General features: G+C 41.0%; 34 protein-coding genes. 29 read left to right on the forward strand and 5 right to left on the reverse strand.

The features are described from left to right. Positions 1-125 precede the first annotated feature (125 nt). The gene (locus tag ABD036_RS06695) at positions 126-1,976 is read left to right on the forward strand and encodes a hypothetical protein (RefSeq protein ID WP_343857837.1); all 1,851 of its coding nucleotides are present in this window, start codon (positions 126-128) and stop codon (positions 1,974-1,976) included. A 17-nt stretch (positions 1,977-1,993) separates the two neighbouring features. Continuing rightward, positions 1,994-2,614 (forward strand): immunity protein Imm33 domain-containing protein, encoded by a 621-nt coding sequence (locus ABD036_RS06700; RefSeq protein WP_343857839.1) that lies wholly within the window; start codon positions 1,994-1,996, stop codon positions 2,612-2,614. A 110-nt stretch (positions 2,615-2,724) separates the two neighbouring features. Here the strand turns inward: ABD036_RS06700 and tusA are convergent, their stop codons facing one another. The 4 genes from tusA to ABD036_RS06720 form a co-directional block, all read right to left on the reverse strand. Beyond that, positions 2,725-2,970 carry a sulfurtransferase TusA gene (gene tusA / locus ABD036_RS06705; RefSeq protein ID WP_343857841.1) on the reverse strand — a complete coding sequence of 82 codons (246 nt, stop codon included), beginning with the start codon at positions 2,968-2,970 and terminating at the stop codon, positions 2,725-2,727. A 4-nt stretch (positions 2,971-2,974) separates the two neighbouring features. Further along, positions 2,975-3,616, reverse strand: coding sequence for an orotate phosphoribosyltransferase (gene pyrE, locus ABD036_RS06710; RefSeq protein WP_343857844.1), 642 nt, complete (start codon positions 3,614-3,616; stop codon positions 2,975-2,977). A gap of 18 nt (positions 3,617-3,634) precedes the next feature. Then, positions 3,635-4,348: a ribonuclease PH gene (gene rph / locus ABD036_RS06715; RefSeq protein ID WP_343857846.1), complete on the reverse strand. Its 714-nt coding sequence runs from the start codon at positions 4,346-4,348 to the stop codon at positions 3,635-3,637. Between the two features lie 138 nt (positions 4,349-4,486). Next, positions 4,487-6,448 (reverse strand): alpha/beta hydrolase family protein, encoded by a 1,962-nt coding sequence (locus ABD036_RS06720; protein WP_343857850.1) that lies wholly within the window; start codon positions 6,446-6,448, stop codon positions 4,487-4,489. 247 nt (positions 6,449-6,695) lie between these two features. Here ABD036_RS06720 and ABD036_RS06725 point away from each other — a divergent pair, with 247 nt between their 5' ends. Continuing rightward, positions 6,696-7,559: a YicC/YloC family endoribonuclease gene (locus ABD036_RS06725; protein ID WP_343857853.1), complete on the forward strand. Its 864-nt coding sequence runs from the start codon at positions 6,696-6,698 to the stop codon at positions 7,557-7,559. Between the two features lie 301 nt (positions 7,560-7,860). On the opposite strand, the gene ABD036_RS06730 is transcribed toward ABD036_RS06725, so the two are convergent. Further along, positions 7,861-11,040 (reverse strand): lantibiotic dehydratase, encoded by a 3,180-nt coding sequence (locus ABD036_RS06730; protein WP_343857855.1) that lies wholly within the window; start codon positions 11,038-11,040, stop codon positions 7,861-7,863. 530 nt (positions 11,041-11,570) lie between these two features. Between ABD036_RS06730 and ABD036_RS06735 the strand changes: the two genes are divergently transcribed. The 26 genes from ABD036_RS06735 (at position 11,571) to ABD036_RS06860 (ending at position 25,076) form a co-directional block, all read left to right on the forward strand. Continuing rightward, positions 11,571-11,756 carry a hypothetical protein gene (locus ABD036_RS06735; RefSeq protein WP_343857858.1) on the forward strand — a complete coding sequence of 62 codons (186 nt, stop codon included), beginning with the start codon at positions 11,571-11,573 and terminating at the stop codon, positions 11,754-11,756. 211 nt (positions 11,757-11,967) lie between these two features. Continuing rightward, positions 11,968-12,558, forward strand: a complete 591-nt coding sequence (locus ABD036_RS06740) for a hypothetical protein (RefSeq protein WP_343857861.1) — start codon at positions 11,968-11,970, stop codon at positions 12,556-12,558. Positions 12,559-13,311: 753 nt separating this feature from the next. Beyond that, positions 13,312-13,656, forward strand: coding sequence for a nuclear transport factor 2 family protein (locus tag ABD036_RS06745; protein WP_343857863.1), 345 nt, complete (start codon positions 13,312-13,314; stop codon positions 13,654-13,656). Positions 13,657-13,662: 6 nt separating this feature from the next. Then, complete coding sequence (locus ABD036_RS06750) at positions 13,663-14,907, forward strand: HlyD family secretion protein (protein WP_343857866.1); 1,245 nt, start codon at positions 13,663-13,665, stop codon at positions 14,905-14,907. Beyond that, positions 14,907-17,123: a peptidase domain-containing ABC transporter gene (locus ABD036_RS06755; RefSeq protein ID WP_343857868.1), complete on the forward strand. Its 2,217-nt coding sequence runs from the start codon at positions 14,907-14,909 to the stop codon at positions 17,121-17,123. The genes ABD036_RS06750 and ABD036_RS06755 overlap by 1 nt, the downstream gene beginning before the upstream one ends. A gap of 339 nt (positions 17,124-17,462) precedes the next feature. Continuing rightward, the gene (locus ABD036_RS06760) at positions 17,463-17,585 is read left to right on the forward strand and encodes a hypothetical protein (protein WP_343857871.1); all 123 of its coding nucleotides are present in this window, start codon (positions 17,463-17,465) and stop codon (positions 17,583-17,585) included. Positions 17,586-17,715: 130 nt separating this feature from the next. Continuing rightward, a complete protein-coding gene (locus ABD036_RS06765; protein ID WP_343857874.1) occupies positions 17,716-17,838 on the forward strand; it encodes a hypothetical protein in 123 nt (40 codons plus the stop codon). A gap of 130 nt (positions 17,839-17,968) precedes the next feature. Next, positions 17,969-18,088, forward strand: coding sequence for a bacteriocin (locus ABD036_RS06770; RefSeq protein WP_343857876.1), 120 nt, complete (start codon positions 17,969-17,971; stop codon positions 18,086-18,088). Between the two features lie 391 nt (positions 18,089-18,479). Continuing rightward, positions 18,480-18,608: a hypothetical protein gene (locus ABD036_RS06775; protein ID WP_343857879.1), complete on the forward strand. Its 129-nt coding sequence runs from the start codon at positions 18,480-18,482 to the stop codon at positions 18,606-18,608. A 142-nt stretch (positions 18,609-18,750) separates the two neighbouring features. Continuing rightward, a complete protein-coding gene (locus tag ABD036_RS06780) occupies positions 18,751-18,888 on the forward strand; it encodes a hypothetical protein (RefSeq protein ID WP_343857882.1) in 138 nt (45 codons plus the stop codon). Between the two features lie 186 nt (positions 18,889-19,074). After that, positions 19,075-19,209 (forward strand): class IIb bacteriocin, lactobin A/cerein 7B family, encoded by a 135-nt coding sequence (locus tag ABD036_RS06785; RefSeq protein ID WP_343857885.1) that lies wholly within the window; start codon positions 19,075-19,077, stop codon positions 19,207-19,209. A gap of 20 nt (positions 19,210-19,229) precedes the next feature. Then, entirely contained in the window at positions 19,230-19,361 is a 132-nt protein-coding gene (locus tag ABD036_RS06790) for a class IIb bacteriocin, lactobin A/cerein 7B family (protein ID WP_343857887.1), read from the forward strand. Positions 19,362-19,380: 19 nt separating this feature from the next. Next, entirely contained in the window at positions 19,381-19,512 is a 132-nt protein-coding gene (locus ABD036_RS06795) for a class IIb bacteriocin, lactobin A/cerein 7B family (protein ID WP_343857887.1), read from the forward strand. A gap of 19 nt (positions 19,513-19,531) precedes the next feature. Next, on the forward strand, positions 19,532-19,663 hold the full coding sequence (locus ABD036_RS06800; protein ID WP_343857887.1) for a class IIb bacteriocin, lactobin A/cerein 7B family: 132 nt from the start codon (positions 19,532-19,534) through the stop codon (positions 19,661-19,663). 15 nt (positions 19,664-19,678) lie between these two features. Next, a complete protein-coding gene (locus tag ABD036_RS06805) occupies positions 19,679-19,813 on the forward strand; it encodes a class IIb bacteriocin, lactobin A/cerein 7B family (protein WP_343857889.1) in 135 nt (44 codons plus the stop codon). A 20-nt stretch (positions 19,814-19,833) separates the two neighbouring features. Then, positions 19,834-19,974 (forward strand): hypothetical protein, encoded by a 141-nt coding sequence (locus ABD036_RS06810; RefSeq protein ID WP_343857891.1) that lies wholly within the window; start codon positions 19,834-19,836, stop codon positions 19,972-19,974. Between the two features lie 9 nt (positions 19,975-19,983). Beyond that, positions 19,984-20,124: a class IIb bacteriocin, lactobin A/cerein 7B family gene (locus ABD036_RS06815; RefSeq protein WP_343857892.1), complete on the forward strand. Its 141-nt coding sequence runs from the start codon at positions 19,984-19,986 to the stop codon at positions 20,122-20,124. 9 nt (positions 20,125-20,133) lie between these two features. Continuing rightward, positions 20,134-20,274 (forward strand): class IIb bacteriocin, lactobin A/cerein 7B family, encoded by a 141-nt coding sequence (locus tag ABD036_RS06820; protein WP_343857894.1) that lies wholly within the window; start codon positions 20,134-20,136, stop codon positions 20,272-20,274. Between the two features lie 9 nt (positions 20,275-20,283). Next, complete coding sequence (locus ABD036_RS06825) at positions 20,284-20,424, forward strand: class IIb bacteriocin, lactobin A/cerein 7B family (protein WP_343857896.1); 141 nt, start codon at positions 20,284-20,286, stop codon at positions 20,422-20,424. Between the two features lie 409 nt (positions 20,425-20,833). Then, positions 20,834-21,730 carry an NAD(P)/FAD-dependent oxidoreductase gene (locus ABD036_RS06830; RefSeq protein WP_343857899.1) on the forward strand — a complete coding sequence of 299 codons (897 nt, stop codon included), beginning with the start codon at positions 20,834-20,836 and terminating at the stop codon, positions 21,728-21,730. A 1,104-nt stretch (positions 21,731-22,834) separates the two neighbouring features. Further along, complete coding sequence (locus tag ABD036_RS06835) at positions 22,835-23,017, forward strand: hypothetical protein (protein ID WP_343857902.1); 183 nt, start codon at positions 22,835-22,837, stop codon at positions 23,015-23,017. 22 nt (positions 23,018-23,039) lie between these two features. After that, positions 23,040-24,011 carry an ATP-grasp domain-containing protein gene (locus ABD036_RS06840; RefSeq protein WP_343857905.1) on the forward strand — a complete coding sequence of 324 codons (972 nt, stop codon included), beginning with the start codon at positions 23,040-23,042 and terminating at the stop codon, positions 24,009-24,011. 96 nt (positions 24,012-24,107) lie between these two features. Further along, a complete protein-coding gene (locus ABD036_RS06845; RefSeq protein ID WP_343857907.1) occupies positions 24,108-24,287 on the forward strand; it encodes a hypothetical protein in 180 nt (59 codons plus the stop codon). 84 nt (positions 24,288-24,371) lie between these two features. Further along, a complete protein-coding gene (locus ABD036_RS06850) occupies positions 24,372-24,554 on the forward strand; it encodes a hypothetical protein (protein WP_343857909.1) in 183 nt (60 codons plus the stop codon). An 80-nt stretch (positions 24,555-24,634) separates the two neighbouring features. Further along, a complete protein-coding gene (locus ABD036_RS06855; RefSeq protein WP_343857910.1) occupies positions 24,635-24,817 on the forward strand; it encodes a hypothetical protein in 183 nt (60 codons plus the stop codon). An 82-nt stretch (positions 24,818-24,899) separates the two neighbouring features. Further along, positions 24,900-25,076 (forward strand): hypothetical protein, encoded by a 177-nt coding sequence (locus ABD036_RS06860; protein ID WP_343857912.1) that lies wholly within the window; start codon positions 24,900-24,902, stop codon positions 25,074-25,076. Positions 25,077-25,290: the final 214 nt, after the last annotated feature.

Genomic DNA, 25,290 nt, shown 5'->3' on the forward strand with positions numbered 1-25,290 from the left:
GTATTGAATATCATTAAAAAGCCGCTATCACAGCAAGCCGTTTACTTAACGTGGATCTAATTTCTGGCGCTGGGTAACAAAAGCACTATAATTGAAATACTTATTTCGGTTATGGTGCTTTTTTATTGAGAAAGAAATCTTGCCAGAAGGATTGGCCGCAGTTCCCTGAACCCCACCAAGACTTACAAATCAATTTCTGCAAATCTCCTACATGCCCTGCTTTTGGGCTTGCTCCTGAGTTGAGTGTTGTCGTTGAAAATAATGAAATTCAACAGGTTACTGGCGGCCTTAAAGAGGGTCAAGCAAGGAAAGCTCATGTCGTTTATAAGACATCAGGCACTGGTAAGGGCGAAGCATCACTAGTCTGTAAACTATGTAGTGCAAGAAAAGCTGATGGTGAGCCAGTACAAGTCTCATTTATGATGAAGAGCAACCAAGCGGTAAATGAAGAGTACCACCGCATTTCTGCGTATCTGGAATCTGATGAGCTAAAGTGTCGAAATAGAGAATGCCCAACCAATTTGAATGGTAAGCCCCTGAAGCTGAAAAAGCGTGGGTTTACCAAGGCTGGTCATCAGCGCTACCAATGCTTAACTTGTGGCAAAAGCCTTACAGATAGCGATGGTTCCAGAACACACAGAAGAGCGGAGATAAACCTAAGACTGTTCGACCTGTTAGTGTCCAAAGTACCACTTCGTAAAATTGCTAAGTTACTTCACATTTCACAGAAGACCATCTACGACAAAATCGACTTCATACATAGCCAGTGTATGAAGTTCGTTGCGGAGAGAGAGCAGAGGCTACTTGATGGAAAGCTCAAGCTACATCGGCTGTATCTTTCTACGGATAGACAAGTCCAAATTACCAATTGGGTTAAGCGTGAAGATAAACGAAATACAGAGTTGTACGGCATTGGCACAGCTTGTTTGAAAACAGGCTACGTGTTTGCATTTAACTTCAACTTTGATCACCACGAGCTTCAAGAAGACATAGAAGCCTATGCCAGATTCGTTAACGATAGCGCTCGCCCTAAGCATCACCGTGACACTGCAAGAGTATGGCTTGAGGAAGAGTTTGAAGAAGCAGCTAAGAGGGCAATGAAAGCACCTACTGTAGCTGCAATGGACTTAATTGATGCCGCTGCGCAGAAGGCGAAAATAGACGAAGCCTTTAACGAAAACCTTGCCTCAGAAGACTTTGATTCGTCCACTAGGCTTCCCGCAAAAGGCGTGTTAGTTCATAACGAATATACAATGCTAGGCCATTTCTTACACTTAAAGCACTTGTTTCGACATGTGGGTAAAACACGCTTCTATATGGATCAGGATGCAGGTATGAAAAATGCGTACTTAAGCATTTTCCACAATGAGATTAAGGCTGGTAATAGTGACGGTTTCCTAGTCCGCTCCGAAAAGGGCTTCACCGTTGACGATAAGCGCAGAGCACTAGCAGAAACTAATGCTCTCATCCGCAGGTTAACTGGCGTACCTCGCAAGCAACTTAGCAGCAGAGATTTTATCAAGGTTGTAACAGCGTTGGTTGGTGAGGCTCTGAATAACATGGTGAGAATTGGTAATTCACCTGAACTGTGGCTGCGTTACCCTATTGCGACTATGCCTGAGCCAGAGAAAGTAGTTGCCGCCATTACCGATATATCGAGATACGAATTACAACACAAAGCGCACTTATACCGAAAGGCATCTCTACATGCCATTGATAGGTTTTTCATGGTAGCCAGACGAGACGTAAACTTGTTAGAGAGGCCGTTTCACTCGGCAACAAATCAATCCAGAGTTTGGAATGGCTATTCACCCTATGACCCTGCTATGCTCACCAAATTGGGCGATATCTATCGTGTCTATTACAACTACGTCAACATTAATGACAAACGAGAAACGCCAGCTATGAGACTGGGGTTAGCTAATGGCCCTGTAGCCACTGAGAAAATAGTTTACTATGGAAAGTATGAAAAATAGGACTAAAAATTAAAGACATGGATACAACAAGAACATGGACATTGGGTGACGCAAAAGAGCGTGCCAATGAAGCAAAATATACATTCTATATTCCTCCTGATTGCACATTATCTAGATTATCAAAAGGTAATTTCGTTAAGTTAATTTTCGACTGCGATGTTGAAAATGATAATGGGTGGTCGGCAGAAAGGATGTGGGTTGAAATAACGCAACGCGAGGGAGACCGCTTTAAAGGCAACCTTGATAATGACCCAAACTATATTCCAGATTTAACAGCAGGCGACGAAATTGAGTTTTGCATCAACCACATTATTCAGACCGATATAGAAGACGAAGAGCCAAACATCGTAGAGAAGTATTCAGCCAGATGTTTTGTATCTAGTGCTGTTCTATATGACGGTCAGTCAGTTGAGGTTATGTATAGAGAGGAGCCAACTAAAGAGCAAGACAATTACAGTGGTTGGACATTCATTAATGGTCACGAAACTGACGAGTACCTAGATAACGGTGATAATTGGCACTACGTTTCCCTCGGTGCGGTGTTAAATAGATGTGATAGGTTTGTCCACCTGTTAGATGCACCGTATGACACACAATATACGTGGAATCCATCGACCAAAACCTACGAAGAAAGTTAACTATAGAGATATAAAAATAAAGCCCTCATCAGAGGGCTTTATAGATCCACGTTAAGTAAACGGCTTGCTATCACAGCGGCTTTTTTTATCTTCGTTGGACAAAACTCGGTTTAGTTACCTTTGCGAATTAAATACTCGTAGGGGCTATCGTCAGTGTAAGCGCTTACCAAGGTGTGCCCCATGAATCGACAGAAGCTTGGCATATCTCGGGTAGTAGAATGATCATCCGCAATCACACTTAAAGATTCACCGTCTTGCATATGACGGATTTTCAAGCGCACCATCATCACCGGCTCAGGGCAACGCAAGCCCAGTGCGTCGAGATGGAAATCGGCCTCAAAACGACTTTCCGCCATAAGGTTAGATCCCGTAATCTTGTCGATATTGCTCAATGTTAGCCAAGTGCGTGGCCATATCTGGCTGATCTTGTAAATATTCAACCAGATCAGCTAAACACACGATGGAAATGACTTGAGTGTTAAAGTCGCGCTCCACTTCTTGGATTGCTGAAAGCTCACCTTTACCTTTCTCTTGACGATCCAGTGCGATTAATACCCCTGCCAAAGACGCGCCATGGGCGTCAATCAGCTCCATCGACTCACGAATAGCAGTACCAGCAGTGATCACGTCATCCACCAGCATAATACGACCCGACAGTGGGCTGCCGACCAAAGTACCACCTTCTCCGTGCGCTTTGGCTTCTTTACGATTAAAACAATACGGCGTATCGATATCATGCTTATCTGCCAACGCCACCGCTGTCGTGGTCGCGATGGGAATGCCTTTATAGGCTGGGCCAAACAACACGTCAAACTCAATGTTCGAGGCCACCAGCGCTTGGGCGTAGTACTGACCCAATTTAGCCAAGTCTTTGCCGGTGTTAAAAAGACCTGCGTTGAAGAAGTACGGGCTAGTGCGCCCGGATTTCAAGGTAAACTGGCCAAATTTCAACACCTGCCTTTGAAGGGCAAATTCAATAAAGGCTTTTTGATAATCTTGCATAACTGAGTTCCAAACAGACTAGTTTAAGGCGCTTTTTTGAATATCGAACAATTCACGCAAACCGTGCTTTGCCAGCTCAAGCATTTCGGTCATCTCATCAAAGCTGAAAGGTTCGCCCTCAGCGGTGCCTTGCACTTCGATTAACTTGCCAGTATCGGTCATGACCACGTTCATATCGGTTTCAGCGTCAGAATCTTCAAGATACTCAAGATCGGCAATGGCGTTACCTTTGTAAATACCAACCGATAAGGCTGCAATCATATGTTTAAGCGGGTTGGTTTTGATGATCCCTTTGCTGCGCATGTACGACAGCGCATCGACCATAGCAACACAAGCGCCGGTAATAGATGCAGTGCGGGTTCCGCCGTCAGCTTGTATCACATCGCAATCCAAGGTGATGGTGTTCTCACCCAATAACTTCAGATCAACCGCAGCACGCAACGAACGGGCGATTAAACGCTGAATTTCAAGTGTCCGGCCACCTTGTTTGCCACGAGCAGCTTCACGACCAGAGCGAGTGTGAGTGGCGCGCGGTAACATACTGTACTCCGCAGTGATCCAGCCTTTTCCTTGCCCTTTCATAAAGCGTGGCACGCCTTCTTCTACAGTGGCATTACACAACACTTTGGTATTCCCAAACTCAACCAGTACTGACCCTTCTGCATGACAGGTATATTGACGAGTTAAGGTAACCGGACGGATTTGACTGACAGTTCTTCCACTTGGACGCATATTCACACTCCTAATTGATATGGCGCAGGATTATAGCGCAACTGGCGCCAATGTTGGAGCTGAGAAAGAAATAAAAAAGGACAGTGATTAACTGTCCTTTGTCTCTGGAACTAGATAATGATTTTCTTCTATAGCCAACTACTTAAGATGCTTGCGAAGAAATTCAGATACCTTTTGGAAAAACTCTGTTCGATTAGTTTCATCGTAAAAACCATGGGTTTCTGTATCTTTTACAAACCACTCAAATTTCTTTCCGTGTTTCTCCATAGCGTCACGTAGCGCTTCTGCGTGCTCTATAGGAACACGTACGTCTTTTTCGCCATGGGCAATCAGCACAGGCGCTTTAAGTTTGTGCACGTTATGTACTGGTGAAAACTCTCGCATTAATTGCTTGTTTGTACCAAGTTGGCTCTCTAAGTACGATTTACCATAAAGAAGATCCGGGATATCTCCCTCTTCAAACATCATTTGCAAATCATATACGCCGGCAATGCCCACTACACATGCAAAAAGATCAGGTGCCATAGTTGCTGATTGCAGAGCAGAGTATCCGCCAAAGCTGCTGCCCATAATACACACTTTGTCTTGACTGATACCTCCTTGTTGAATCACCCACTTAGTACCTTCAATAATGTCTTGCTGAACTCGACTTCCCCATTGTTTTTTAGAGCCGGCTTGGAATTTAGAGCCATATCCAGTAGATCCTCTGAAATTGAGTCGCAGCACCGCATATCCTTGTGAAGCTAGCATCTGCAGTTCGCGATCGAACGTCCAGAAATCACGGGACATTGGTCCACCATGAACTAACGTTATCATTGGTACATTCTGCGTTTCAGGGATGCCCGCAGGATAAGTAATGTAACCACTTACGGTGACACCATCTGAGGCCTTAAAAGCAATCGGAATAGACTCTGAAAGAGAATTCGCTGGAAGATGGTTCATATTGGCAAAAAGCAGTGAGAATTTATTCGTTTTCTTGTTGTAAAGATAGTAGCCGCCTGCTGAACGATCGTTGCTAGCGTATATCATCCATAAATTGCCATCCTTGCTACGACTGGTAATGTTTAATTTGTAACCAGGAAAAGTACCAAGCAAGAATTTGAATATTTGACCTTCTTCGCTTTTCTTGTCCAACATCACGTAAGTAGGATAGTCAGGATCGACTCGAACAGCATAAACATTTGAACGATCTAAATTATATTCAATGCCAGTGATATCTACTTTGTCGTCGCGGTAAAGTAACGATTTTTTACCTGTATCCAAATCAAGTTTGTATATACCATCTAAGTCGTGATCTTTATTGTCAATGAACAGCAAACTCTTACCACTCTCATCAAAGGTCAATGGGTAATAGCCATCACCAAATGACTCAGTTGGCACTTCTCGCCAATCATTTTCGTCTTCTATGAAACTATAAACACGCTTCTCATCATTTCTATCTGTGCCTACAGCAAGCTTTACATTGCCTTGCCTATCGGCAATAAAGTTAGCATAAGGAACTGGACCACCTGCAACAATACCACTCATTTTACCGGTATAAATGTTGAGCCTGTGGACGGTAGGGATACGCTCTCCGCCTTCAGACATTGGCGTCGAGGAAATCAAAATCTCATCCTCTTCTTGAGGATACAGGCTGATAATTTCCGCCCACCCATAAGTGCTTTCTTTCTTTTTAAGCTTAGTGCCTACAGAGCTTGCTCCGGCACGGTAGCCATAGATCATGCGCCCGTATCTGCCATCAATGTTAACCGCAAATAGCTCACCGTAATTAGAAGGCTCTTCTTTCCACGGTTCATTCACCCAAACCTGCATTACAATACGTTCATTGTTAGCCCAGTAGAAATTTCCTACCTCCTGTCGTTCTCCAAAGTTAGCGCCACCAACGGCCGAGAAATCTTTAGAACTGACAATGGCTAGTTTACGCATTCCATCTTGCAATATTGCCATCGCTATATGTTTACCATCAGGCGAAATCTTCGCGCCTTGATACTGATAATCCTTGGCGAAATCGGCTGGTTCAAGAGAGTAAGCAGAGGTAGAAAGAAGCAAGATTATCAGCCCAGCGAGCACGCTGACAAAAAGTGTGTTGATTGACTTCATCAAAGTATCCTTTTGATTACTGCCAGGTAAACCTTGTTACCTGTGTAATATTATTATTGTTTTGGTTGAATTGGGTCCCTGTAACAAAATGTTACAGCCGGATAATAGCAAAACTTTTATTGGGTACAAGTTTTACCTTAACAAAAAATAAACAATGCTGAACGCCCTTCTCTACTTTTCGACTATTTGTAGGTAAACTAAAAGGCAAATGTACGTTGAACGATTTAATCGCCAAAAAGGAAACTCCATGATTTACAGTATGACCGCCTTCGCCCGCAAAGAAATTACCGCAGAGTGGGGAACTGCTGTTTGGGAAATCCGCTCGGTAAACCAACGTTACTTAGAAACCTTTTTCCGTTTGCCCGAACAGTTTCGCTCTTTAGAGCCCGTACTGCGCGAGCGCTTTCGCAAACAACTGCAACGCGGCAAAGTTGAATGTGCGCTGCGTTATACTCCAAACGATGGTGCAGTAGGCAAGCTCAATTTAAATGAAGAATTAGCAAAACAGCTCATGCAAGCTGCCGACTGGGTCCAATCCCATGGCCAATCAAGCGGCGTGAATCCCGTTGACATCCTGCGCTGGCCTGGCGTGATCGCAACCGAAGAAACCGACATGGATGCAATCCAAACCGATATCTTAGCGGCATTTGATGACACCCTAACCGAATTCATTCAAGCAAGAGCTGACGAAGGTAGCAATCTAAAAGCAATGATTGAGCAACGATTAGACGGCATCCAAGAACAAGTAGTGTTGGTCAAAGCAAGAATGCCAGAAATACTAGCGTGGCAAAAAGACCGCATTCTAAGCAAATTTGAAGAAGCAAAAATAGAACTCGAAGCCGGACGCGTCGAACAAGAAATGATCATGCTCGCCCAAAAGGTCGATGTTGCCGAAGAGCTAGACCGACTCGAATCTCACATCGGTGAAACCCGCAACATTCTCAAAAAAGGTGGCGCGGTTGGCCGCAGACTCGATTTCATGATGCAAGAATTCAATCGCGAATCCAATACCCTCGGCTCCAAATCCATTCACGCCGACATCACCCAATCCGCGGTCGAACTTAAAGTGCTTATTGAACAAATGCGTGAGCAGATCCAGAACATAGAATAATAAAGCGCAATAAATCAAAAAACACCAAGCAATTGATTTTGCATGCTTTATTTTCTGGCCGTTCGTTCATATTAATTCAATTGTCACCTTGCAGTGTCATAATTTTGGTGACAGGAAAGGTGCTGAAATTCTAAGGGTTATGCGATAAAGCTAGCGTTCACCAATTTTCGCTTTCTCATCAATTGCGCCCAAACCAGGTCACCATTTAGAGCCAAAACAATTGATCGATACTGAGTTGATAATGGTCTTTGTACTCTCGAATCAGTGTCGAAGGGACCGTTATTTAGCCAGTGCTAGCATGTCACGCGAGCGTTTCCTCATGGTCACTAGGACTAGACAAGGCTATTTTGTCCCTTTTACTTTTAGAAAGGTAATAGCGCCTCATAAAGTCATGTATGGCGAACTCATGTTCTCTTCCGTATGCTTTGAATACTCTATTGTTGGTCATGTGGAGAATAGACTCTAGAAGCTCATCTTTAGAAATAGCCTCCGTAGTGAGAAGTAACTGGTTAATTTTCTCTATCAATGGTTGTGCTGCTTCTCTCCATTTGTGAATTAGAGGGAATAATACCTGTTGAACTTCATCATAGTCCGCTGGTTCGGTTGTTGAGAGCTTCTCAAGATCACTGTTCAGAATGGCTTTACGAGTCTGATATTTAGTACCAATCATTTTACGTAAGTCACCGGTTTCGTTAAATTCCTGTCCAAAGCCATCTCTTAAATATGATATTAACAGCAATCTTTCCTCATTAGAGAAATTGAATAGCTCCAGCAGTTGGTCGGTTATTATCGCGACTAAGCGCCATCTCATATCCTCTGTAAAAACGCCTAGTTCTTTGAGACCGTTAACGACAAGGTCACTTTCAGCACTAAATATACTTTCTACTAGTTCAATTAACTCTGGACCGCCATAGCGTTCTACTTCTCGTTCATAGGTGAAAAGTTCAACTTTATGTAATGCTCCACTGGTTAACATTGGCTCGAAGATTTGGCTTAACCTTGGTAGAAGCTCACTGTAAAGAAGTGTTGGATCACCGTAAAACCGAACTCTTAAGTGCCATTGCGGATCGGCATATCGAATAAAGAACCACTTTTCGTATAACGAATTGCATTGCTCTATTAACGATGACAATTGTTCTAGTAACAGGCTTTCAGTGGCTGTATTGCCCGAATAAAGTTTCAAGCTCAGCCATTTAGAGCCGGGAGGAAACCGTCTGGTAATATCTTGACCATCTAATTTCCTGCTTATATTCCTGTTGAACGTTTGATATGGCTTAGCTGACTCATTCCAAAACGGGATAATTACTTCATTATTTATTTTTCCCCTATCTAATGTTTGGACCGGGCTATCATATTGGGTAATTAAGGCTTCTTTAAGCTCTACATATTCTAGGTTTTTAGTTTCGGAGGATAAAATCTCAACCATTGATTTATTTTTTAAATCAAGATGTAACACGTTGTCTGAATTGTGAAAGCAAACATATTGATCAAGGTGATACTTTTGCTTTAAACGATTAAATGGCTGTTCGTTTTGATCTTCGCAGGCAAACAAATCGAGCAACTCGTTTCTAGGAATTCGCCATGTTTTTTCTCGAAGTATTAGGTTGTCTAACATTATTCTTGGCGTAAAGTGAGCATGTTTAAAACTGGATGGCGCTGAAAAATTTGGCGCAAAGGAAGACTGATACTGCATAGTACAAAGAAATTTATAAATGCTTAAACTTCGCGTCGTAAAATTATGTGCAGATGAGAGCCTTGGTATTATTTGCTTTTTCAATCGTTTAGACCAAAGCTTCACCGTTGCATCTTCTACCCATACGTAAAGATCATCGATAGAAATTTTGTATTCATCTTCAATATCCGTGTCAGCCATAAACACAATTTCGTAGCGCCTTAGCTTGGGACGAGCAATGACATTTCCTGGACGCCCATCTGGCATATGAACGACTTCGGCAAAAATAACATCCGGTGATAGCTGCTCTTCTTTGCTAAGAAGCTCTGATACGCGGTCTTTGAGAGATTGATTTAAATGACAGAATCGACCCAACAAATTTGCCGCTGAAGGACCATAACAGCTACTCAGCTTCACTATGGGTTCATTGTTGCTGTCATGAAATAGTGAAACAATTGCGGCAAAGGAGGCAGGAAGACTGTCGAGCTTTTGTTGTCCATTAGTCGCTTTTTTAAGGGTCTTACGATCAAGTTGAATGATCGGCTTACCACTATTTTCTGGCAAACTAAGTGCATGTAAAATAGCGGACTCTAAAACAGAAACAGGCTCATCAGTTGCATGCTGTTCACTGGATTCTGCATATAAGTTTAGCCCCGCAATAAGTGATGATTCATAACCCGTTTCGTTCGAAAAACCAATTCCAGTCTCGTCATCGAGTAATAAATTGAGTGGCACAAGTTGCCCTTCGTATCGAGCATGAAATTGGTTGATAAAATCTGTCAGTGGATTTTTATGCTCATTGGATAACGCATGAATCAGCGTAATTTGATCGTAAAGTGTGGTAGCTAACTTCTCATCTAGTTCGCATTTTTTAAAATCTTGGTAAATGTCCACTTGAAAAAGCTTGTTTTCTTCGACTGAAATTGGCAGCTGTCGAAGATGCTGGTGTAATTTTTTATAATCATCAACTGTAGCCGCACCTTTGTTATCTATTGTCTCGAGACTGTTGAGTGCTGATTCATAAATTGTTGAAATGGCGTCCTGATTAAGGTTTTTAATAGAACGAAGAAACGCCTCATCCGGCGAAATCCCAGTAATAGGTAGCGTTATATTAGCCACTAATAACGACTCCTCTATCAGCAGCGATATATAGTCTGTAACGTCTTGAATATTTGCGTTGGGATAGCGCTCTACAAATTTTTCAGCTAATTCGGTAACGGATCCACCTTGCGCGGCAGCATCCATAATAAAGGTAAAGTACTCATCAGCCTCAACCGCACTTAATCGAAACTGTCGTGTATTGTTTGAATGATAAGCCTGTATGTAGCGATATTGATTAGCGACTTTATAAAGTGAATTATTTGGGCTGTATGAAACGGAATCTGCACTCAGACCTTGAAAATATTCTTTTAGTGTTGATAAGAAAAACATGTCTAAACGAGTTTTTCTTTTGTCAAATTTGAACTCCATAGTATGCAATTGGGTCGATTGCGAGATCGCCCCCATATGTATGCCAGAAAAAAGCCCAAAAGGCGTTGGACGGGAGCACATCCGAATAAAATACTTCAATAAAGCTAATTCTATCTTTTTCCCTTGTTTAGAATTAGGGGACTTCTTCCATGTATCTAATCTGTCAATTAGAGATGGACTGGCAATATAAAGGCTTTCAATAACACCGTCTTTATCTAACCATTCTAAAATGTGCTTTCTAGTATCCAGTCTATCTTTTGGGATCTCAAAAAGGTTAATGAATGACATTCGAGGCGTGCGAATAACAAAAAAGTTATCGGATTTCATTATTTGTCCCATTTATTTCCCTATTTTTGATTCAACTTTCATTGTTTTGGATTGCAGGGCTAATGTCTAAATCAACTAAGTTCAGCAATAAATTATTGATTTGTAGCGACATAAAAGAACAAATGATTATTCATTTCGAGCGGCTTGTAAACAAAGGGTTTTTTATTAAAGGTGGAAGAGCTTAGCGTGCTAAATAGATGTTCGAGCGTATTCGGAAGACAAATAATAAAGCCCCTAGCATGGCGGTGCAGGGGCTTCAACCTACATGTGCGAGAAAACGCAGATGTAATAAGGAATATAAAGAGTACGTTACATAGATAAATTAATCAATGACTTTCAAGAATCTTTGCAGGAAGCCAAATATAAAACATTATGAATTCTTATCAGGATTTATAAAAACCCATAAAAACAATGAAATAGCATGGAATGTTATGGGTAATTAATAATTTGTTCATAAGTTACATTTGCCATTTTTTTGTTAAGGTAAATCTGCCTAAGCAAATTGGGTATTACCAAAAAACAAAAAATAATTGAAGGAATACATGATGAACGTAACAAATAAATTAGAACTTAAATTAAACAAGAAGAATCTTAAAAATTTAACGTTAGATGAAAAGGTAATACCACTAAGCTTCACAGATCAAATTGGTGGTGGCTTGACTGCCGCTCCATCTAACTCGATTACCAAAACGTCATTAACCGGAACGCTTTTGAATGGTCGAAAGTAGAATTAGTAAATATTATGGCTTGTAAGCTTTTTGTAGAGCGTTTAGGTGTGACTAATAAGGAGAGCTCTGAGCGGACTATCAGAGTTCTTTCCCGTGACGCTGCCGCAAACGTAGTTGGGGGGAGTTGTCGCGCAAACTACGCTACTTTTCGTCCTACTACTTTTGAGCAACGTCAGGTTAACCCGATGTCTCCATTTGAGAAGGAAATTTGATGTCTGTAGGCAAAGTTGGGTTGGCACTATTAATTTGGGGAAGTGGTGCAGTTAGCAGTGAAATAGATGTTCACCTATTTGACCAAACCTCTACCATTGTCGTTGCCAGAAATGAAGGGACAGTGGCTGAAAAGTTGCTCGATATTAATCAATTGGTGCAAAGTGGAGAAGAAATTCTCATTCTTTATCATGGGCAAGAACGTCAAAGCGTCACGGCCCCCTCCGATGGCTTGCTAAAAGACTATGCACAGGCCATTCGTGTTGGGGCTGACGTTCAAAAAGGGGACGTCATCGCGGTATTGGTAAATGATGAAGTAAAAGGCGCATTGGTTTCCAAAGAAGGAGACGCTTTTCCTCATTTATTAAGTACGCAAAGCACTTATTGCTGTTTGAATGCTGGCGATACTGATTTTAACATCCAAATTTTAGATATTAAAAAAGTCGGTAAAGTCACCTGGTTTTACTTTTCCATTCTCGATGGCCCTGCTTTTCTGTCATTGATACAAGACAATACTGCTGCAAACCCAAATGTTAGGTTTGAGTTTGTTGAAAAGATAGCACCATCGCAGAATATGTTATCTAAAAAGTAGCCGTGCTCTATCGCTATGCATTGGAAACCCATTCAATACTGAGAGGGGAGTGCCTATTTGCGTTTAACCTCCCCAGAAACATTTGAATAGCATACACACGTTAAATTCAGCGGCTTTACTCATTAACACCTCCCATTGGCCGCTTTAAGTTCTAGCCTTGGAATGTACCTCGCCATTCGACACAAAAAAGTAGCTCTAATTGCAAATATATTTCTTAATAAAAATTACTTTTATAGAGCTGCGTAACGCTTAAAACCTGTCTTCTATTTACTTTATTATTCGGTCATTCGCCTTGGGTATGTAAACACCAAACCAGTCGAAGAATACCTTGCGCCTTTTGGCCCAAATAACAGTGGGCCGTTCTTTGTTGTTGCGGCTGAATTCGTTTGCAAGCTGTCTCATACGAAGGCTCTCAAAAGCGTAAAGATTGAATAGGAAGCGGGTTTACACAATCATATGTATCGCGTTCCCGTTTAGTTTTTTTGCATGGTTTTTTAGCTATTACGCCTATAAAAAAATGCCCTTAGCAACACATATAAAGTTATTTTTCAATCGTTATATCTCGATAACAAATAGACTCAAGCCATTGAAAATACGAAAGTTTTTCGATCAAGGAGTGATATTTGACTTTACCGTTAAATCTCAACATGATGAGTACAACTTATAACGGCTTTGCTTCCAGATATTGAAGCGCATAGAGCAAGTACTAACGATGGTATTGACCGTAAGTACGACAGCAGGCGGGAATGCAGTATGACAATTAATGAGTTTTTCAAACATTATTACGACATAGTATGTAATGGGGATTTAGATGGTTTAGACCAGCTTTATCACAGTGATTCACCTTTTTTGATAGGTGTGAAAAGTCAATATGAGTCAATTCGCAAGCAGTTAGAGATGAAAATTGAAATTGAGTCTTTAGAGCTGGTCGCAAAACAAGACGATTTACTGGTTGTACGAGACAATATTTTGTTCGAAGGAAGTAAAGACGGCGCAACTCAGAAAAATCGCTCTGGAAATGTCCATATATTAACGAGAAAGCACGAAGGTGAATGGAGAGTTCACTCTACTTCTTGTATTTCCATTGCGGGGGCATAACGACAAATGTCGAATTTATTCAGAAAAGAAGCGATAGATCATCAAGGTCAGAAGCTCGATGGTGAAGTGACTATAGCGACCCACATGTCATTTAACGTTGTTGCCGCTTTAATCGTCTTCATTGTCGTCATTGGCACAGTCTACTTGTTTTGGGGCGAATACCACCGTAAAGAAGTCGTTTCCGGATACTTAAGGCCAACCACAGGACTAACTAAAGTGTATTCGGTTACTCCAGGTCTAGTTGACGAGGTCTACGTAAAAGAAGGCGATACGGTCGTTAAAGGTCAGCGCTTAGCGAGGATACGACTGGATAGGCACTTGAGCTCAGGCACCCGAGTCAATGATGCCATTATTCAGGAGCTAGTTATTCAAAAAAACCTGGTGACGAGCAATATGCGTAGTCAGGAGCAATTACTTAGTGTCAATACAGACAAGCTAGCCGCACAAATAAAAAGTGCTGAAGCGCAGTTACAACAGGCCAATAATCAACAAAAACTGCTACAAGAGCGATTGGGATTAAGTGAGAAGAAGTTAGCTGACATAGCGTCATTGATAGCTAAAGGGTTTGCTTCGCAACGAGAGTATGCCAATCAGCAGGACAGCCTTCTAACCGTCAAGCAACAACTGGAAGATACCCAAACAAACATCTTGTCTATGCAAGATCAATTGAGCCAATTACGTTATCAGTATAAGCAAATGCCACTTCAGTATGAAGAGCAAGTTGGCCAATTAAAGTCACAATTGGCTGGTATCAATCAACAGATCTCTCAAGCAGATTCGCAGCGTAGTTTTGATATTGTCAGCAATCGAGAAGGCTCGGTGACAAGCTTATTAGTTAAACCTGGCATGTTGGCAAACACGAATCAGCCGCTCATGACTATTTTACCCGTTGAAGCCTCGCTAGAAGCGGTTTTATTTGTGCCAACTAGAGCCTATGGATTTGTAAAAGAAAAACAACTTACGCGGATTCGTTATCAAGCGTTTCCTTATCAGCGATTCGGCATCTATGAAGGAGAAATTGTAGAAGTCTCTAAGTCCGTTATTTTACCCAATGAAACCTCTTTACCGGTTGCGTTTAATGAACCTGTATATCGGGTGGTAGTTAAGCTACAAGAACAAGGCGCAATGGCTTATGGCGTTTCTGTTCCTTTGCAGGCAGGCATGTTGTTGGAAGCTGACATTATGGTCGACAGTCGTACACTCTTTGAGTGGTTATTTGAACCAATTTACAGTATCAAGGGAGCGGTATAATGGAGAACCCAAGACACTTACTGAAATTTAGCGGTACCAAACGCTTGCCGCTAATAATGCAAACCGAAGCCGCTGAGTGTGGTCTGGCGTGCCTTGCAATGGTTGCCGGTTATCACGGTTACAAAACGGATTTAACACATTTACGTCAGAATCATTCCGTATCTTTGAAGGGAGCAAGCCTTGAAGAACTGATGGAAATATCCGACAAGATGCACATGAGCTCGCGCGCGTTAAGGTTAGAGCTAGAACACCTTCCGCAGCTTAAAACGCCCTGCATTTTGCATTGGGATATGAATCACTTTGTGGTCCTTAAAAAAGTCAGAAAAAACAGTGTCGATATTCATGATCCTGGTTTGGGAGAACGTCGATACTCTTTGGAAGAGTTTTCTAAACACTTTACCGGCGTCGCTCTGGAGTTAGCTCCTACAAAGGAGTTTAAATCAGAAGATACGCGCGTAAACATGAAGTTATCCGACTTTTGGGGAGCCATCACCGGCTTAAAATCAACGTTATCCAAAGTGTTTGTGCTTTCTTTGTTATTACAGATTTTTGCCATTGCCAGTCCTTACTACATGCAACTTGTTGTCGATGAAGTCATCTTAAGTTATGACCAAAACTTACTCGTGGTATTAGCCATTGGGTTTGGCGCATTGATGTTCATTGAAATGATTACGGGGGCCGTGAGAAGCACGCTTTTATTGCACTTTGGGAACTTGATGAGTATCCAGCTAGGAGCAAATTTGTTCCATCATTTAGTCCGTTTGCCACTGCAATATTTTGAGAAGCGTCACATAGGTGATGTAGTTTCTCGTTTCGGCTCGTTACAGCAGGTTAAAGAGTTACTCACCAAAGGCGTAATAGAGGCGGTTATAGATGGGCTGATGGCAATCACGACCTTGGTGATGATCTTTCTGTATAGCCCTAAATTGAGTTTCGTGGTCCTGATCGCAATTGTACTTTATGCGGTATTTCGGGTGGTAATGTATCGTCCCTTAAGACAAATGTCGGAAGAGGTCATTGTCAATCAAGCCAAAGAACAGTCCAATTTCATGGAGACGGTTCGAGGGATCCAAACCATTAAGTTGTTCGGCCGAGAAGTACAAAGGCAAGGTGTTTGGCACAATAAGTTTGCCGACAGTTTAAATGCAGGCATCCGCGTTGGGCACCTCAATATAGGTTATGAGGCATTTAACAAGTTTATTTTCGGCCTGGAAAATGTAGTCGTGGTGTATTTTGCAGCGATGTTGGTAATGGAAGGTGAGCTCACTGTTGGAATGTTATTTGCGTTTATGGCGTATAAACGCCAATTCACCGAAAAGACCGCAAGCCTAATTGAAAAGTTCATAGAATTCAAAATGTTAAGCTTGCATTTCAATCGATTAGCGGACATTTCATTAACTGATAAAGAGCAAAATCTGCAAGGAAATAGCACGGCCAGAACGTTAACCGGCTGCATTGAAATTAAAAACGTGAAATACCGATATAGTGAAAAGGAAGAGCCAGTATTTAGTGACGTCAATTTAAAGATAAATGCAGGTGAATCAGTCGCTCTGGTTGGTCCATCGGGTTGCGGAAAAACGACATTGGCAAAAATTATGTTGGGGTTGTTTGAGCCTGAAGCTGGAAAAGTCGAAGTGGATGGCGTTGATATTAAGCAATTGGGATTAGGTGAATACCGTAAACAGATATCGGCGGTCATGCAAGACGACCAACTTCTTTCTGGCTCTATTGCCGATAATATTGGGTTCTTTGATCCAGAGTTAGATATGCAGAAAGTAGAGTGGGCTGCCAAAGTGGCCGCGATAGATACAGATATTATGCAAATGACAATGGGCTACAACACACTTGTTGGTGACATGGGGGCTGCACTTTCTGGCGGCCAGATCCAGCGTTTGTTTTTGGCAAGGGCACTGTATAGAAAACCCAAAATCCTATTTATGGATGAGGCTACAAGTAATCTAGATACCAAACTTGAAGCATCTGTTAACGACGCGGTTAAAGGGTTGGATATCACCCGTATTATTATTGCCCACAGGCCTGAAACGATAGCCAGTGCGGACAGAGTACTGGAATTACGCTATGGCAAAGTGATTGAAGTTGAAAAACCCACACTGAGCGGAAACCGGGAAGTGTCGAAAAAGATAAATCTCGATGTTAGCAATGAAGTTCCTACTGGTATGGATGGCCCGTTAGATTGTGATTTAGAGTTGGCTTAATTTAGTGTTTTAGTGGCTTATTGGTGCAACGAGTAACGTTAGCCAATGAGCCGTGATGATGCGACGTCCGCGTTATTTAATGCATGTGCGGATCCTTTGTGATGCGCGCAAAAACGATGTCAAACCATTGATTATTAAAGATATTTTTACTTTCTTCTATTGACATTTTGAAATTAAAAGCGTAGTGTAGAGTTCAAGGTTGAGTTGGCGGATTTAACCTTAAACAAAAAGATTACCCCTCTGGCGGGTGGCGTAATCTTCAAATCAGAACATGTAATAAGGTATGTGCGAGATGAAGTCCTATCTTCATCTCATTTTTAAACAAAAGTGAGATCCAAAATGAAAACATTAAATCAATCAGACGTACAACAAGTAAATGGTGGCCTGGCATACACTGGCGGTGATCTCCAAGAGTGGCTTGAGCTAATGCGCAAGTATCCGTATTTACTTAGCGTTAACTAATACAATTTAGTATTGGCTTTGGATTACCCCTCTGGCGGGTGGCGTAATCTTCAAATCAGAACATGTAATAAGGTATGTGCGAGATGAAGTCCTATCTTCGTCTCATTTTTAAACAAAAGTGAGATCCAAAATGAAAACATTAAATCAATCAGACGTACAACAAGTAAATGGTGGCCTGGCATACACCGGCGGTGATTACCAAGAGTGGCTTGAGCTAATGCGCAAGTATCCGTATTTACTTAGCGTTAACTAATACAATTTAGTATTGGCTTTGGATTACCCCTCTGGCGGGTGGCGTAATCTTCAAATCAGAACATGTAATAAGGTATGTGCGAGATGAAGCCCTATCTTCATCTCATTTTTAAACAAAAGTGAGATCCAAAATGAAAACTTTAAATCTATCTGAACTAGAAAATGTTAGTGGCGGCATGGCAATCATTTTAGTGACACTCCCCGTGGCGAGAGAGATTGGCAAGTTGGCACCCGGTGTTACCAATCCCTAGTTTCAAGCTACATTCGATAGTCGGCGTTTTAGATAGTCAGTGCAGCTGTAATACGTTAGTACCTATTTGGTGGGGAAACGCGAGATGAAACTCATCTCAATGAGCAGAAGTTTATAAATATTAATTTTTGGAAATAGATTATGAATGAATTAAATAGAGAGCAAATTCATGATGTAAATGGCGGCATCATCACAAAAATCCTACAAGACCTAATAGAACTAATAGAGGGAAAGCCTGAAGTTTCTGGCCCTTGCGGTTAGTAGGCTCAATAAAAATTCCTATTGCTGGTGGCAATCTTGGCGGAGACCCCATCAGTTTTCAACAATGTAATAAGGAATGTGCGAGATGAAGTCCTATCTTCGTCTCATTTTAAACAAAAGTGAGGTTAATTATGAAAACATTAAATAAAAATGAAGTTAAAGGTGTAAACGGTGGACTTGCAGGTGCAGTCATTGTGGTAGTTGCTTGGTACTACTTCGGTGGTGGTAGAGAAGTTATCGAAGAAGCTTTAGCTGAATAAATTGTTCGACGATAGTGTTAAAGCTATCAACCTGGTTATCCCTCTGGCGGGTGGCATAACCTTCAAGTCAAAGTTGTGTAATAAGGAATGTGCGAGATGAAGCCCTATCTTCATCTCATTTTAAACAAAAGTGAGATACAAAATGAAAAACTTAAATTTATCTGAAATTCAAAACATTAGCGGTGGCTACTTCATTATTTATGCTGATAACCCCATTGCTTTTGAGCAGTTTCATGGCTACCCAATGCCAGACTATATGCTGCAAATGTTACGAAAGTAAGCCTAGTCAATTTTAAGAATTTTTAGTAATTAGATTGCTAGTTAAAAGCAATGTAATTGTTAAAAGAGTGCCTATTACTGATGAAGATTTTGACGGAGAACCCATCAGCTTTTCAACAATGTAATAGGGAATGTGCGAGATGAAGTCGAATCTTTGTCTTATTTAAATCTAAAAAGTGGAATCAAAATGAAAACATTAACGCAAGTAGAGCTTAACGAAGTAAGTGGTGGATTTGTCTGTGGTGGCTTATGCATTGCAGGGGCAGCCTTTGCAGCAGGCGCACTGTTCGGTGCAGGTGTCGCATTTGGCAGAAATACTTAATTCAATAAGAGGAGAAGAAAATGAATACATTAACTCAAGTAGAACTAAATGAAGTAAATGGCGGATTTGTATGTCTTGGATTGTGTGTAGCAGGTGCTTTCGTAGCAGGTGCAGCACTGGGATACATCGTCGTTGACTGGGCTATGAATTAATTAACAGGAGAAATCAAAAATGAATACATTAACTCAAGTAGAACTAAATGAAGTAAATGGCGGATTTGTATGTCTTGGATTGTGTGTAGCAGGCGCGTTTGTAGCAGGTGCAGCACTGGGATACATCGTCGTTGACTGGGCGATGAATTAATTAACAGGAGAAATCAAAAATGAATACATTAACTCAAGTAGAACTAAATGAAGTAAATGGCGGATTTGTATGTCTTGGATTGTGTGTAGCAGGCGCGTTTGTAGCAGGTGCAGCACTGGGATACATCGTTGTTGACTGGGCAATGAATTAATTTAAGGAGAACAAAATGAATAAATTGACACAAGTAGAAATTAACGAAGTAAGTGGTGGTTTTGTCTGTGGAGGCTTATGCATCGCAGGTGCGGCGTTCGCAGCAGGAGCACTATTTGGTGCAGGTATCGCAGTGGGTAGAAATACCTAATATTACACTAGGAGAAAAAAATGAAAGAACTTAATCATGTTGAAACGGAATACGTTTCCGGCGGGTTGCTCTGTGGAGGATTGTGTGTGCTTGGCGCGATTGGAGCTGGAATCGCATTGTTTACCGGCGGAATGGCGATTGGCGATAAATTTAAAAAATAAGGATTAAAAATGAATCAGTTAACGAAAACTCAATTAGAACAAGTATCAGGTGGTTTTATCTGCGGTGGTGCATGTGTTCTTGGTGCAATTGTCGCCGGTGTTGGTCTATTTACCGGCGGGATGGCAATTGGCGATAAATTTAAAAAATAAGGATTAAAAATGAATCAGTTAACGAATACTCAATTAGAACAAGTATCAGGCGGTCTTATCTGCGGTGGTGCATGTGTTCTTGGTGCAATTGTCGCCGGTGTTGGTCTATTTACCGGCGGGATGGCAATTGGCGATAAATTTAAAAAATAAGGATTAAAAATGAATCAGTTAACGAATACTCAATTAGAACAAGTATCAGGCGGTTTTATTTGTGGTGGATTATGTGTACTGGGCGCCATTTCTGCTGGAGCCGTGTTATTTGCCAGTGGTATCACTGTTGGCAATGCGATGAAAAAGTAAGGAGATCAAATGAAACCATTTGAAATATCAGTTGAACAAGCATTGATACTGATACCTATTGCCGCAGTTAGTCTTTTCTTTCTCGGTATACTGGTAGGTAAAATTGCCAAAGCACTGTTTTAACTATGTGGCGGCATAGCTAAAAGCAAGTCGAGAAAACTAAAATTGATTAATAAGGAGCGGGTTCGCTCCTTTCTTTTGCCTCTAATAGTATGAACTATCTCCTCTGAAATTTTACTTTCTTATATTGCCATATTAACTACCAATTACTTCCTTATCTAAAAATAACAAACAAAGCTAACCTATTGAATAATATGAATTTTTATATTTTATCTCACTTTTGACTTTTAGCATAATGGGTTCAAACTTGATTGCCTGTTTTGTATTAATTGAGTAATAAGGAACGACGATGAAAGAGTATGAAGTTTTAATTGTAGGTGGCGGAATGGCTGGTTTAAGTACAGCGCTAGTGTTAGGTAGAACACTTGTTAATTGTTGTATTATTTCGCGTGAACATTTCGGTGTATCTAAAGGTCTTGAACCCCATAATTTTATTACTAATGACAGTAAAAGTCTTGCTGAAATGCTACGTGACGCTAAAGCAGACGTATCAAAATACGAAAGTGTAGATTTTAAAGATTTATCAATTGATAAAGTAAGTTATGACGGTAACTTATTTCATGTAGAAAATGATTCAGGCGTAAGAGTTACCGGAAAGAGAATTGTGTTCGCGACAGGAAGCAGCTACAACTTTGATAGTGCACCTAAAGGGTTGTCTGACGCATTTGGGGTATCAATTTTTAACTGTCCTTTTTGTCACGGTTATGAAATGAAAGATAAAAAAGTGACTGTCATTGGTGAACAACAAGCTGCCGTTCCTTTGGCAAACTTGCTGTCACGTTATACAAATGACATAACGATACTTAGCAATGGTAGTGAGCTAAGCACGGGCGTGGTGTCAAACTTTGCATCAAGCTCTGCTCCTATTGAACAAATTCATAGCGAAAACGGACAGGTAGAATATATTGCAATGCAAAACGGTGAGCAGATAGAAGCCGAATATGTATATTTAGCGAGTATGAAAGACTATGTAAAAGCGTCTTTGCCAAGCCAACTGGGTATTGAAATGGTATTTAACCCAGCGGTCAATATGAGTGTCTACCCAACTGATCCTGTTGGTAGATCGCAACTCAAAAATGCCTATATCATCGGTGATCTGCGAACGGGGTTTTCGACCTTAGTTGGTGCGTCCAATGAAGGGAATGTCTTAGGAATGATATTAGTAGGCGATATTTCACAAGATTAATATTCTAACTAATTTAGGTGAAAGTAATGTTTACTACCAAATCTCTGTTCAGAGCACTTAAAACAATCATGTTGTGTATGTTTTTGGTGTTGATCAGTATCAGTGCTTATAGATATTTACATGAAGGGTTATCGCCAAGTGTACAAACGATAATTTTGAATGCATCGGTACTGTTGGTTTTAATATTGACGCTGTTTCAAAGCCGAAAAGATAGTTAGAAAGAGGTTTTTAGCATTGAATTCATTCAGGAAAATTCAGGTTAATGATGTAGAAATATCTATTACTTGCATTGAGTTAAGCCAGGGTGAGTCGAAATATGGTTTTGTTACCAATCTGTGGCGGCATTCAAAACCATAAGAGAAAACGAGAATTAATAAGGAGCGAAAGCTCCTTTTTTTTGCCCTAAATTAACCAATGCAACCAAACCAGGCCGTCTTAATTCATTCGATATTGACCATTCTTTTTACTAGGTTCGCTTTAACGTTGAAGCGTGGTTCTCATTATTTGTGGCTAGGTGATTGAAATGGCATTAATTAACCAAGGGCAACTCGTCTAATTAACCCACGCAGTAAGTCGCAAAGAACAATAAACAGAAGATCAAACGCAACCAGTTCACGACCTTCTATACTTCGGTGACCATATCCAGCCGAGTAGCCCCTCTTTTGAAAATAAATTGGTGTCAGTCTTACAACAAATCATTCAATGAAGTTGCTGATGGCCATCCGCATTTCATCCAAAACGGTCTCATTTGAAATATTGTAAAAGTAGTTTGAGTATTAAACCTCGTAAAAAGTCTACATATGAGGGCAGCCCTTAAATGTACATTTATTGTTCTCTTATCAATCCATATATAACCGCAACCAGCATATTATCACGCAATAACATTTCGCAATAAACTGTTGATATTGATAGTTATTTTAGTTTTTTGTGCGGTTTTGATTTTTGTTCGTTTTTGATGAATGATTATTCCCGTCGAAACGAGCAAGTAAGTTGAATTCGACAAACATTAATCAGTAGCAAAGTGAAGTGATGATTCATCAAGTTGTAGTTCATTAGGTTAAGTGTGTCATTGAATCGCCACTTTAAACAAGAAGGACAACGGTTATGGCTAGACAAACTTATAGCAACGAATCTCTAGACTCATTGCTTAAAAAAAGCATCACGATGGATTTTATTGACTCTATATCTGGATCAAGCAACGAATATCTGGAAACGGACTCACTTTGTTCATTGTTGGAAGGACAACCTGGCGAATTGAATCTATTCGATAGTGATTCAATTTACTAACCCAAATGTAAGGAGGGCGAAAATGCAACATATCGTATTAGGTCACCATAAAGACCAGCATGCAATCTATATGATGGAAGAGATGAAACGAAAAGGGCATGAAGTTCATTTACTTGAAACGCATGATTTTCCACGGAAAGTACAATTAGCATTTTCGCCCTCAAACGGGGATGGCAGCATAGTTTTGAAGGATGGTACTAGGTTGAACCTCAATGATATTCAATCGGTGTATTGGCGTAACTTTTGTGGCGTCAGTGATGAATCAACGAGAGAAAACTTTACCACGCAAGACGATATTGCGGCTCGTGACAGCATGGCGTGTATTCGAACATGGTTTGAATTGAACAACAATACGCTTTGGGCGAATAGCTGGAAGGCATTTCAACACCATCAAGAAAAGCCTCTTCAACTATGGAAAGTCAAACAACTCGGTGTGCTTATTCCCAATACTCTCGTGGGGAATGATATCGAACAGATTAAATCGGCTTACCAAAATGTTGAAAAAAGTATATTCAAACCCGTCTTTGGCGGGGCACAAACTGAAATACTGACGGATGAGCATTTGGAATCAAGCCGAGTTTCACAGGCACTGTCTAAGGCACCCATCACGGTTCAAGAATATATTGAAGGCACCAATATCAGAACCTATGTCATTGGCAATAAAGTCATCTCAGCTGAATTACGCAGTGATTGTGCAGATTTCAGAGAGGATCAGGATATGGAGATTATTACTCTGGATACGCCACATCATATCCAAGAACAATCTAGGCAGATTGCCAAAGAACTGCATCTTAATTGGACTGCAATAGATTGGCGACGAGATAAACACGGCAATTATTATTTCTTGGAAGCAAATCCATCACCGATGTTTCTTGGCTTTCAACATCGCTCAGGTATTCCTATCAGCGAATATTTAATAGATATGATGACGCAAAATAGCAAGTTAAAAACGTTAAATCCTCAACAGCAAGTAAAGATTAAACAGGCTTGCTAAATAGTTTGCTGGTGAAGACTGAAATTAAATTTAACTCATGCACTTTCTGGCGGGAAAGTGCACAACCAACCATTAACATGTAATAAGGAAAAAACAATGCATCCATTTTCATTGAAGCAAGAAACTACCAAAGAAGTTACCGGCGGCGCTTTGCAGCCGGTAACCATAGGATGCACTGAGGCTGGGGGTGGCATTATACCACCTAACTTTCCTCCAACAGAGACAACGATGGCCTTAGGTGAAGAAGGTGGTTTTCCAATCGACCGAACGTTTTAATTACCCAAATACTATAAGTATCAACCGTACTTTCTGGCGGGAAAGTGCACAACCAACCATTAACATGTAATAAGGAAAAAAATAATGCATCCATTTTCATTGAAGCAAGAAAGCACTAAAGAAGTCACCGGTGGCGTAATGCAATCGATTACGTATGGAATTAATGAAACCGGCGGTTGCATACCGCAGCCAAAGCCCTTTCCTCCTATCGCCTCAACCATGGCACTAGGTGAAGAAGGTGGTTTTCCAATCGATCAAAATTTTTAATTGACCATTATTAAAAATAAACCGTGCTTTCTGGCGGGAAAGCACACAACCAACCATTAACATGTAATAAGGATAAAACAATGCACCCATTTTCATTGAAGCAAGAAAACACGAAAGAAGTTACCGGCGGCGTATACCAAGTTGTCACCTTAGGAATTGATGAAACCGGCGGTTGTATTCCGCAGCCATTCCCTTTTCCTCCTCAAGCCACAACCTTGGCTTTGGGAGAAGAAGGTGGTTTTCCAATCGACCAAAAGTTCTAATTAACCAATATTAAAAAAACAAACCGTGCATTCTGGCGGGAAAGCACACAACCAACTATTAACATGTAATAAGGATAAAACAATGCACCCATTTTCATTGAAGCAAGAAAACACCAAAGAAGTCACCGGCGGCGTATACCAAGCTATCACCTTTGGAATTAATGAAACCGGCGGTTGTATTCCGCAGCCATTCCCCCCTATCGCCTCAACTATGGCGTTAGGTGAAGAAGGTGGCTTTCCAATCGATCAGGCGTTTTAATAGATTGATTAGCTGACAAACAAGTTGCGCCTTCCTATGTGGAGGCGCATTATTTTGCCTATCGCACACTCCAGCATCACCTCCCTTCTAATTTAATGCGCTTTTAGTAACCTAAAACCAAGGTGTTTACTAACGCAAAAAAAATCCTTTTCGTTCGATATGATTTTTAAAATGACTTTAATAGGATAAAAGACTTTTATAAACGTTGCGCTTC

It is taken from the genome of Aliiglaciecola litoralis, assembly GCF_039523355.1.
Lineage (GTDB): Bacteria > Pseudomonadota > Gammaproteobacteria > Enterobacterales > Alteromonadaceae > Aliiglaciecola > Aliiglaciecola litoralis.

Excerpts from the sequence above, each read along its gene's own strand:
- ABD036_RS06700 (WP_343857839.1), top strand. The coding sequence starts at position 1,994 with ATGGATACAACAAGAACATGGACATTGGGTGACGCAAAAGAGCGTGCC.
- tusA (WP_343857841.1), bottom strand. The coding sequence starts at position 2,970 with ATGGCGGAAAGTCGTTTTGAGGCCGATTTCCATCTCGACGCACTGGGC.
- pyrE (WP_343857844.1), bottom strand. The coding sequence starts at position 3,616 with ATGCAAGATTATCAAAAAGCCTTTATTGAATTTGCCCTTCAAAGGCAG.
- rph (WP_343857846.1), bottom strand. The coding sequence starts at position 4,348 with ATGCGTCCAAGTGGAAGAACTGTCAGTCAAATCCGTCCGGTTACCTTA.
- ABD036_RS06720 (WP_343857850.1), bottom strand. The coding sequence starts at position 6,448 with ATGAAGTCAATCAACACACTTTTTGTCAGCGTGCTCGCTGGGCTGATA.
- ABD036_RS06725 (WP_343857853.1), top strand. The coding sequence starts at position 6,696 with ATGATTTACAGTATGACCGCCTTCGCCCGCAAAGAAATTACCGCAGAG.
- ABD036_RS06730 (WP_343857855.1), bottom strand. The coding sequence starts at position 11,040 with ATGGGACAAATAATGAAATCCGATAACTTTTTTGTTATTCGCACGCCT.
- ABD036_RS06735 (WP_343857858.1), top strand. The coding sequence starts at position 11,571 with ATGATGAACGTAACAAATAAATTAGAACTTAAATTAAACAAGAAGAAT.
- ABD036_RS06740 (WP_343857861.1), top strand. The coding sequence starts at position 11,968 with ATGTCTGTAGGCAAAGTTGGGTTGGCACTATTAATTTGGGGAAGTGGT.
- ABD036_RS06745 (WP_343857863.1), top strand. The coding sequence starts at position 13,312 with ATGACAATTAATGAGTTTTTCAAACATTATTACGACATAGTATGTAAT.
- ABD036_RS06750 (WP_343857866.1), top strand. The coding sequence starts at position 13,663 with ATGTCGAATTTATTCAGAAAAGAAGCGATAGATCATCAAGGTCAGAAG.
- ABD036_RS06755 (WP_343857868.1), top strand. The coding sequence starts at position 14,907 with ATGGAGAACCCAAGACACTTACTGAAATTTAGCGGTACCAAACGCTTG.
- ABD036_RS06760 (WP_343857871.1), top strand. The coding sequence starts at position 17,463 with ATGAAAACATTAAATCAATCAGACGTACAACAAGTAAATGGTGGCCTG.
- ABD036_RS06765 (WP_343857874.1), top strand. The coding sequence starts at position 17,716 with ATGAAAACATTAAATCAATCAGACGTACAACAAGTAAATGGTGGCCTG.
- ABD036_RS06770 (WP_343857876.1), top strand. The coding sequence starts at position 17,969 with ATGAAAACTTTAAATCTATCTGAACTAGAAAATGTTAGTGGCGGCATG.
- ABD036_RS06775 (WP_343857879.1), top strand. The coding sequence starts at position 18,480 with ATGAAAACATTAAATAAAAATGAAGTTAAAGGTGTAAACGGTGGACTT.
- ABD036_RS06780 (WP_343857882.1), top strand. The coding sequence starts at position 18,751 with ATGAAAAACTTAAATTTATCTGAAATTCAAAACATTAGCGGTGGCTAC.
- ABD036_RS06785 (WP_343857885.1), top strand. The coding sequence starts at position 19,075 with ATGAAAACATTAACGCAAGTAGAGCTTAACGAAGTAAGTGGTGGATTT.
- ABD036_RS06790 (WP_343857887.1), top strand. The coding sequence starts at position 19,230 with ATGAATACATTAACTCAAGTAGAACTAAATGAAGTAAATGGCGGATTT.
- ABD036_RS06795 (WP_343857887.1), top strand. The coding sequence starts at position 19,381 with ATGAATACATTAACTCAAGTAGAACTAAATGAAGTAAATGGCGGATTT.
- ABD036_RS06800 (WP_343857887.1), top strand. The coding sequence starts at position 19,532 with ATGAATACATTAACTCAAGTAGAACTAAATGAAGTAAATGGCGGATTT.
- ABD036_RS06805 (WP_343857889.1), top strand. The coding sequence starts at position 19,679 with ATGAATAAATTGACACAAGTAGAAATTAACGAAGTAAGTGGTGGTTTT.
- ABD036_RS06810 (WP_343857891.1), top strand. The coding sequence starts at position 19,834 with ATGAAAGAACTTAATCATGTTGAAACGGAATACGTTTCCGGCGGGTTG.
- ABD036_RS06815 (WP_343857892.1), top strand. The coding sequence starts at position 19,984 with ATGAATCAGTTAACGAAAACTCAATTAGAACAAGTATCAGGTGGTTTT.
- ABD036_RS06820 (WP_343857894.1), top strand. The coding sequence starts at position 20,134 with ATGAATCAGTTAACGAATACTCAATTAGAACAAGTATCAGGCGGTCTT.
- ABD036_RS06825 (WP_343857896.1), top strand. The coding sequence starts at position 20,284 with ATGAATCAGTTAACGAATACTCAATTAGAACAAGTATCAGGCGGTTTT.
- ABD036_RS06830 (WP_343857899.1), top strand. The coding sequence starts at position 20,834 with ATGAAAGAGTATGAAGTTTTAATTGTAGGTGGCGGAATGGCTGGTTTA.
- ABD036_RS06835 (WP_343857902.1), top strand. The coding sequence starts at position 22,835 with ATGGCTAGACAAACTTATAGCAACGAATCTCTAGACTCATTGCTTAAA.
- ABD036_RS06840 (WP_343857905.1), top strand. The coding sequence starts at position 23,040 with ATGCAACATATCGTATTAGGTCACCATAAAGACCAGCATGCAATCTAT.
- ABD036_RS06845 (WP_343857907.1), top strand. The coding sequence starts at position 24,108 with ATGCATCCATTTTCATTGAAGCAAGAAACTACCAAAGAAGTTACCGGC.
- ABD036_RS06850 (WP_343857909.1), top strand. The coding sequence starts at position 24,372 with ATGCATCCATTTTCATTGAAGCAAGAAAGCACTAAAGAAGTCACCGGT.
- ABD036_RS06855 (WP_343857910.1), top strand. The coding sequence starts at position 24,635 with ATGCACCCATTTTCATTGAAGCAAGAAAACACGAAAGAAGTTACCGGC.
- ABD036_RS06860 (WP_343857912.1), top strand. The coding sequence starts at position 24,900 with ATGCACCCATTTTCATTGAAGCAAGAAAACACCAAAGAAGTCACCGGC.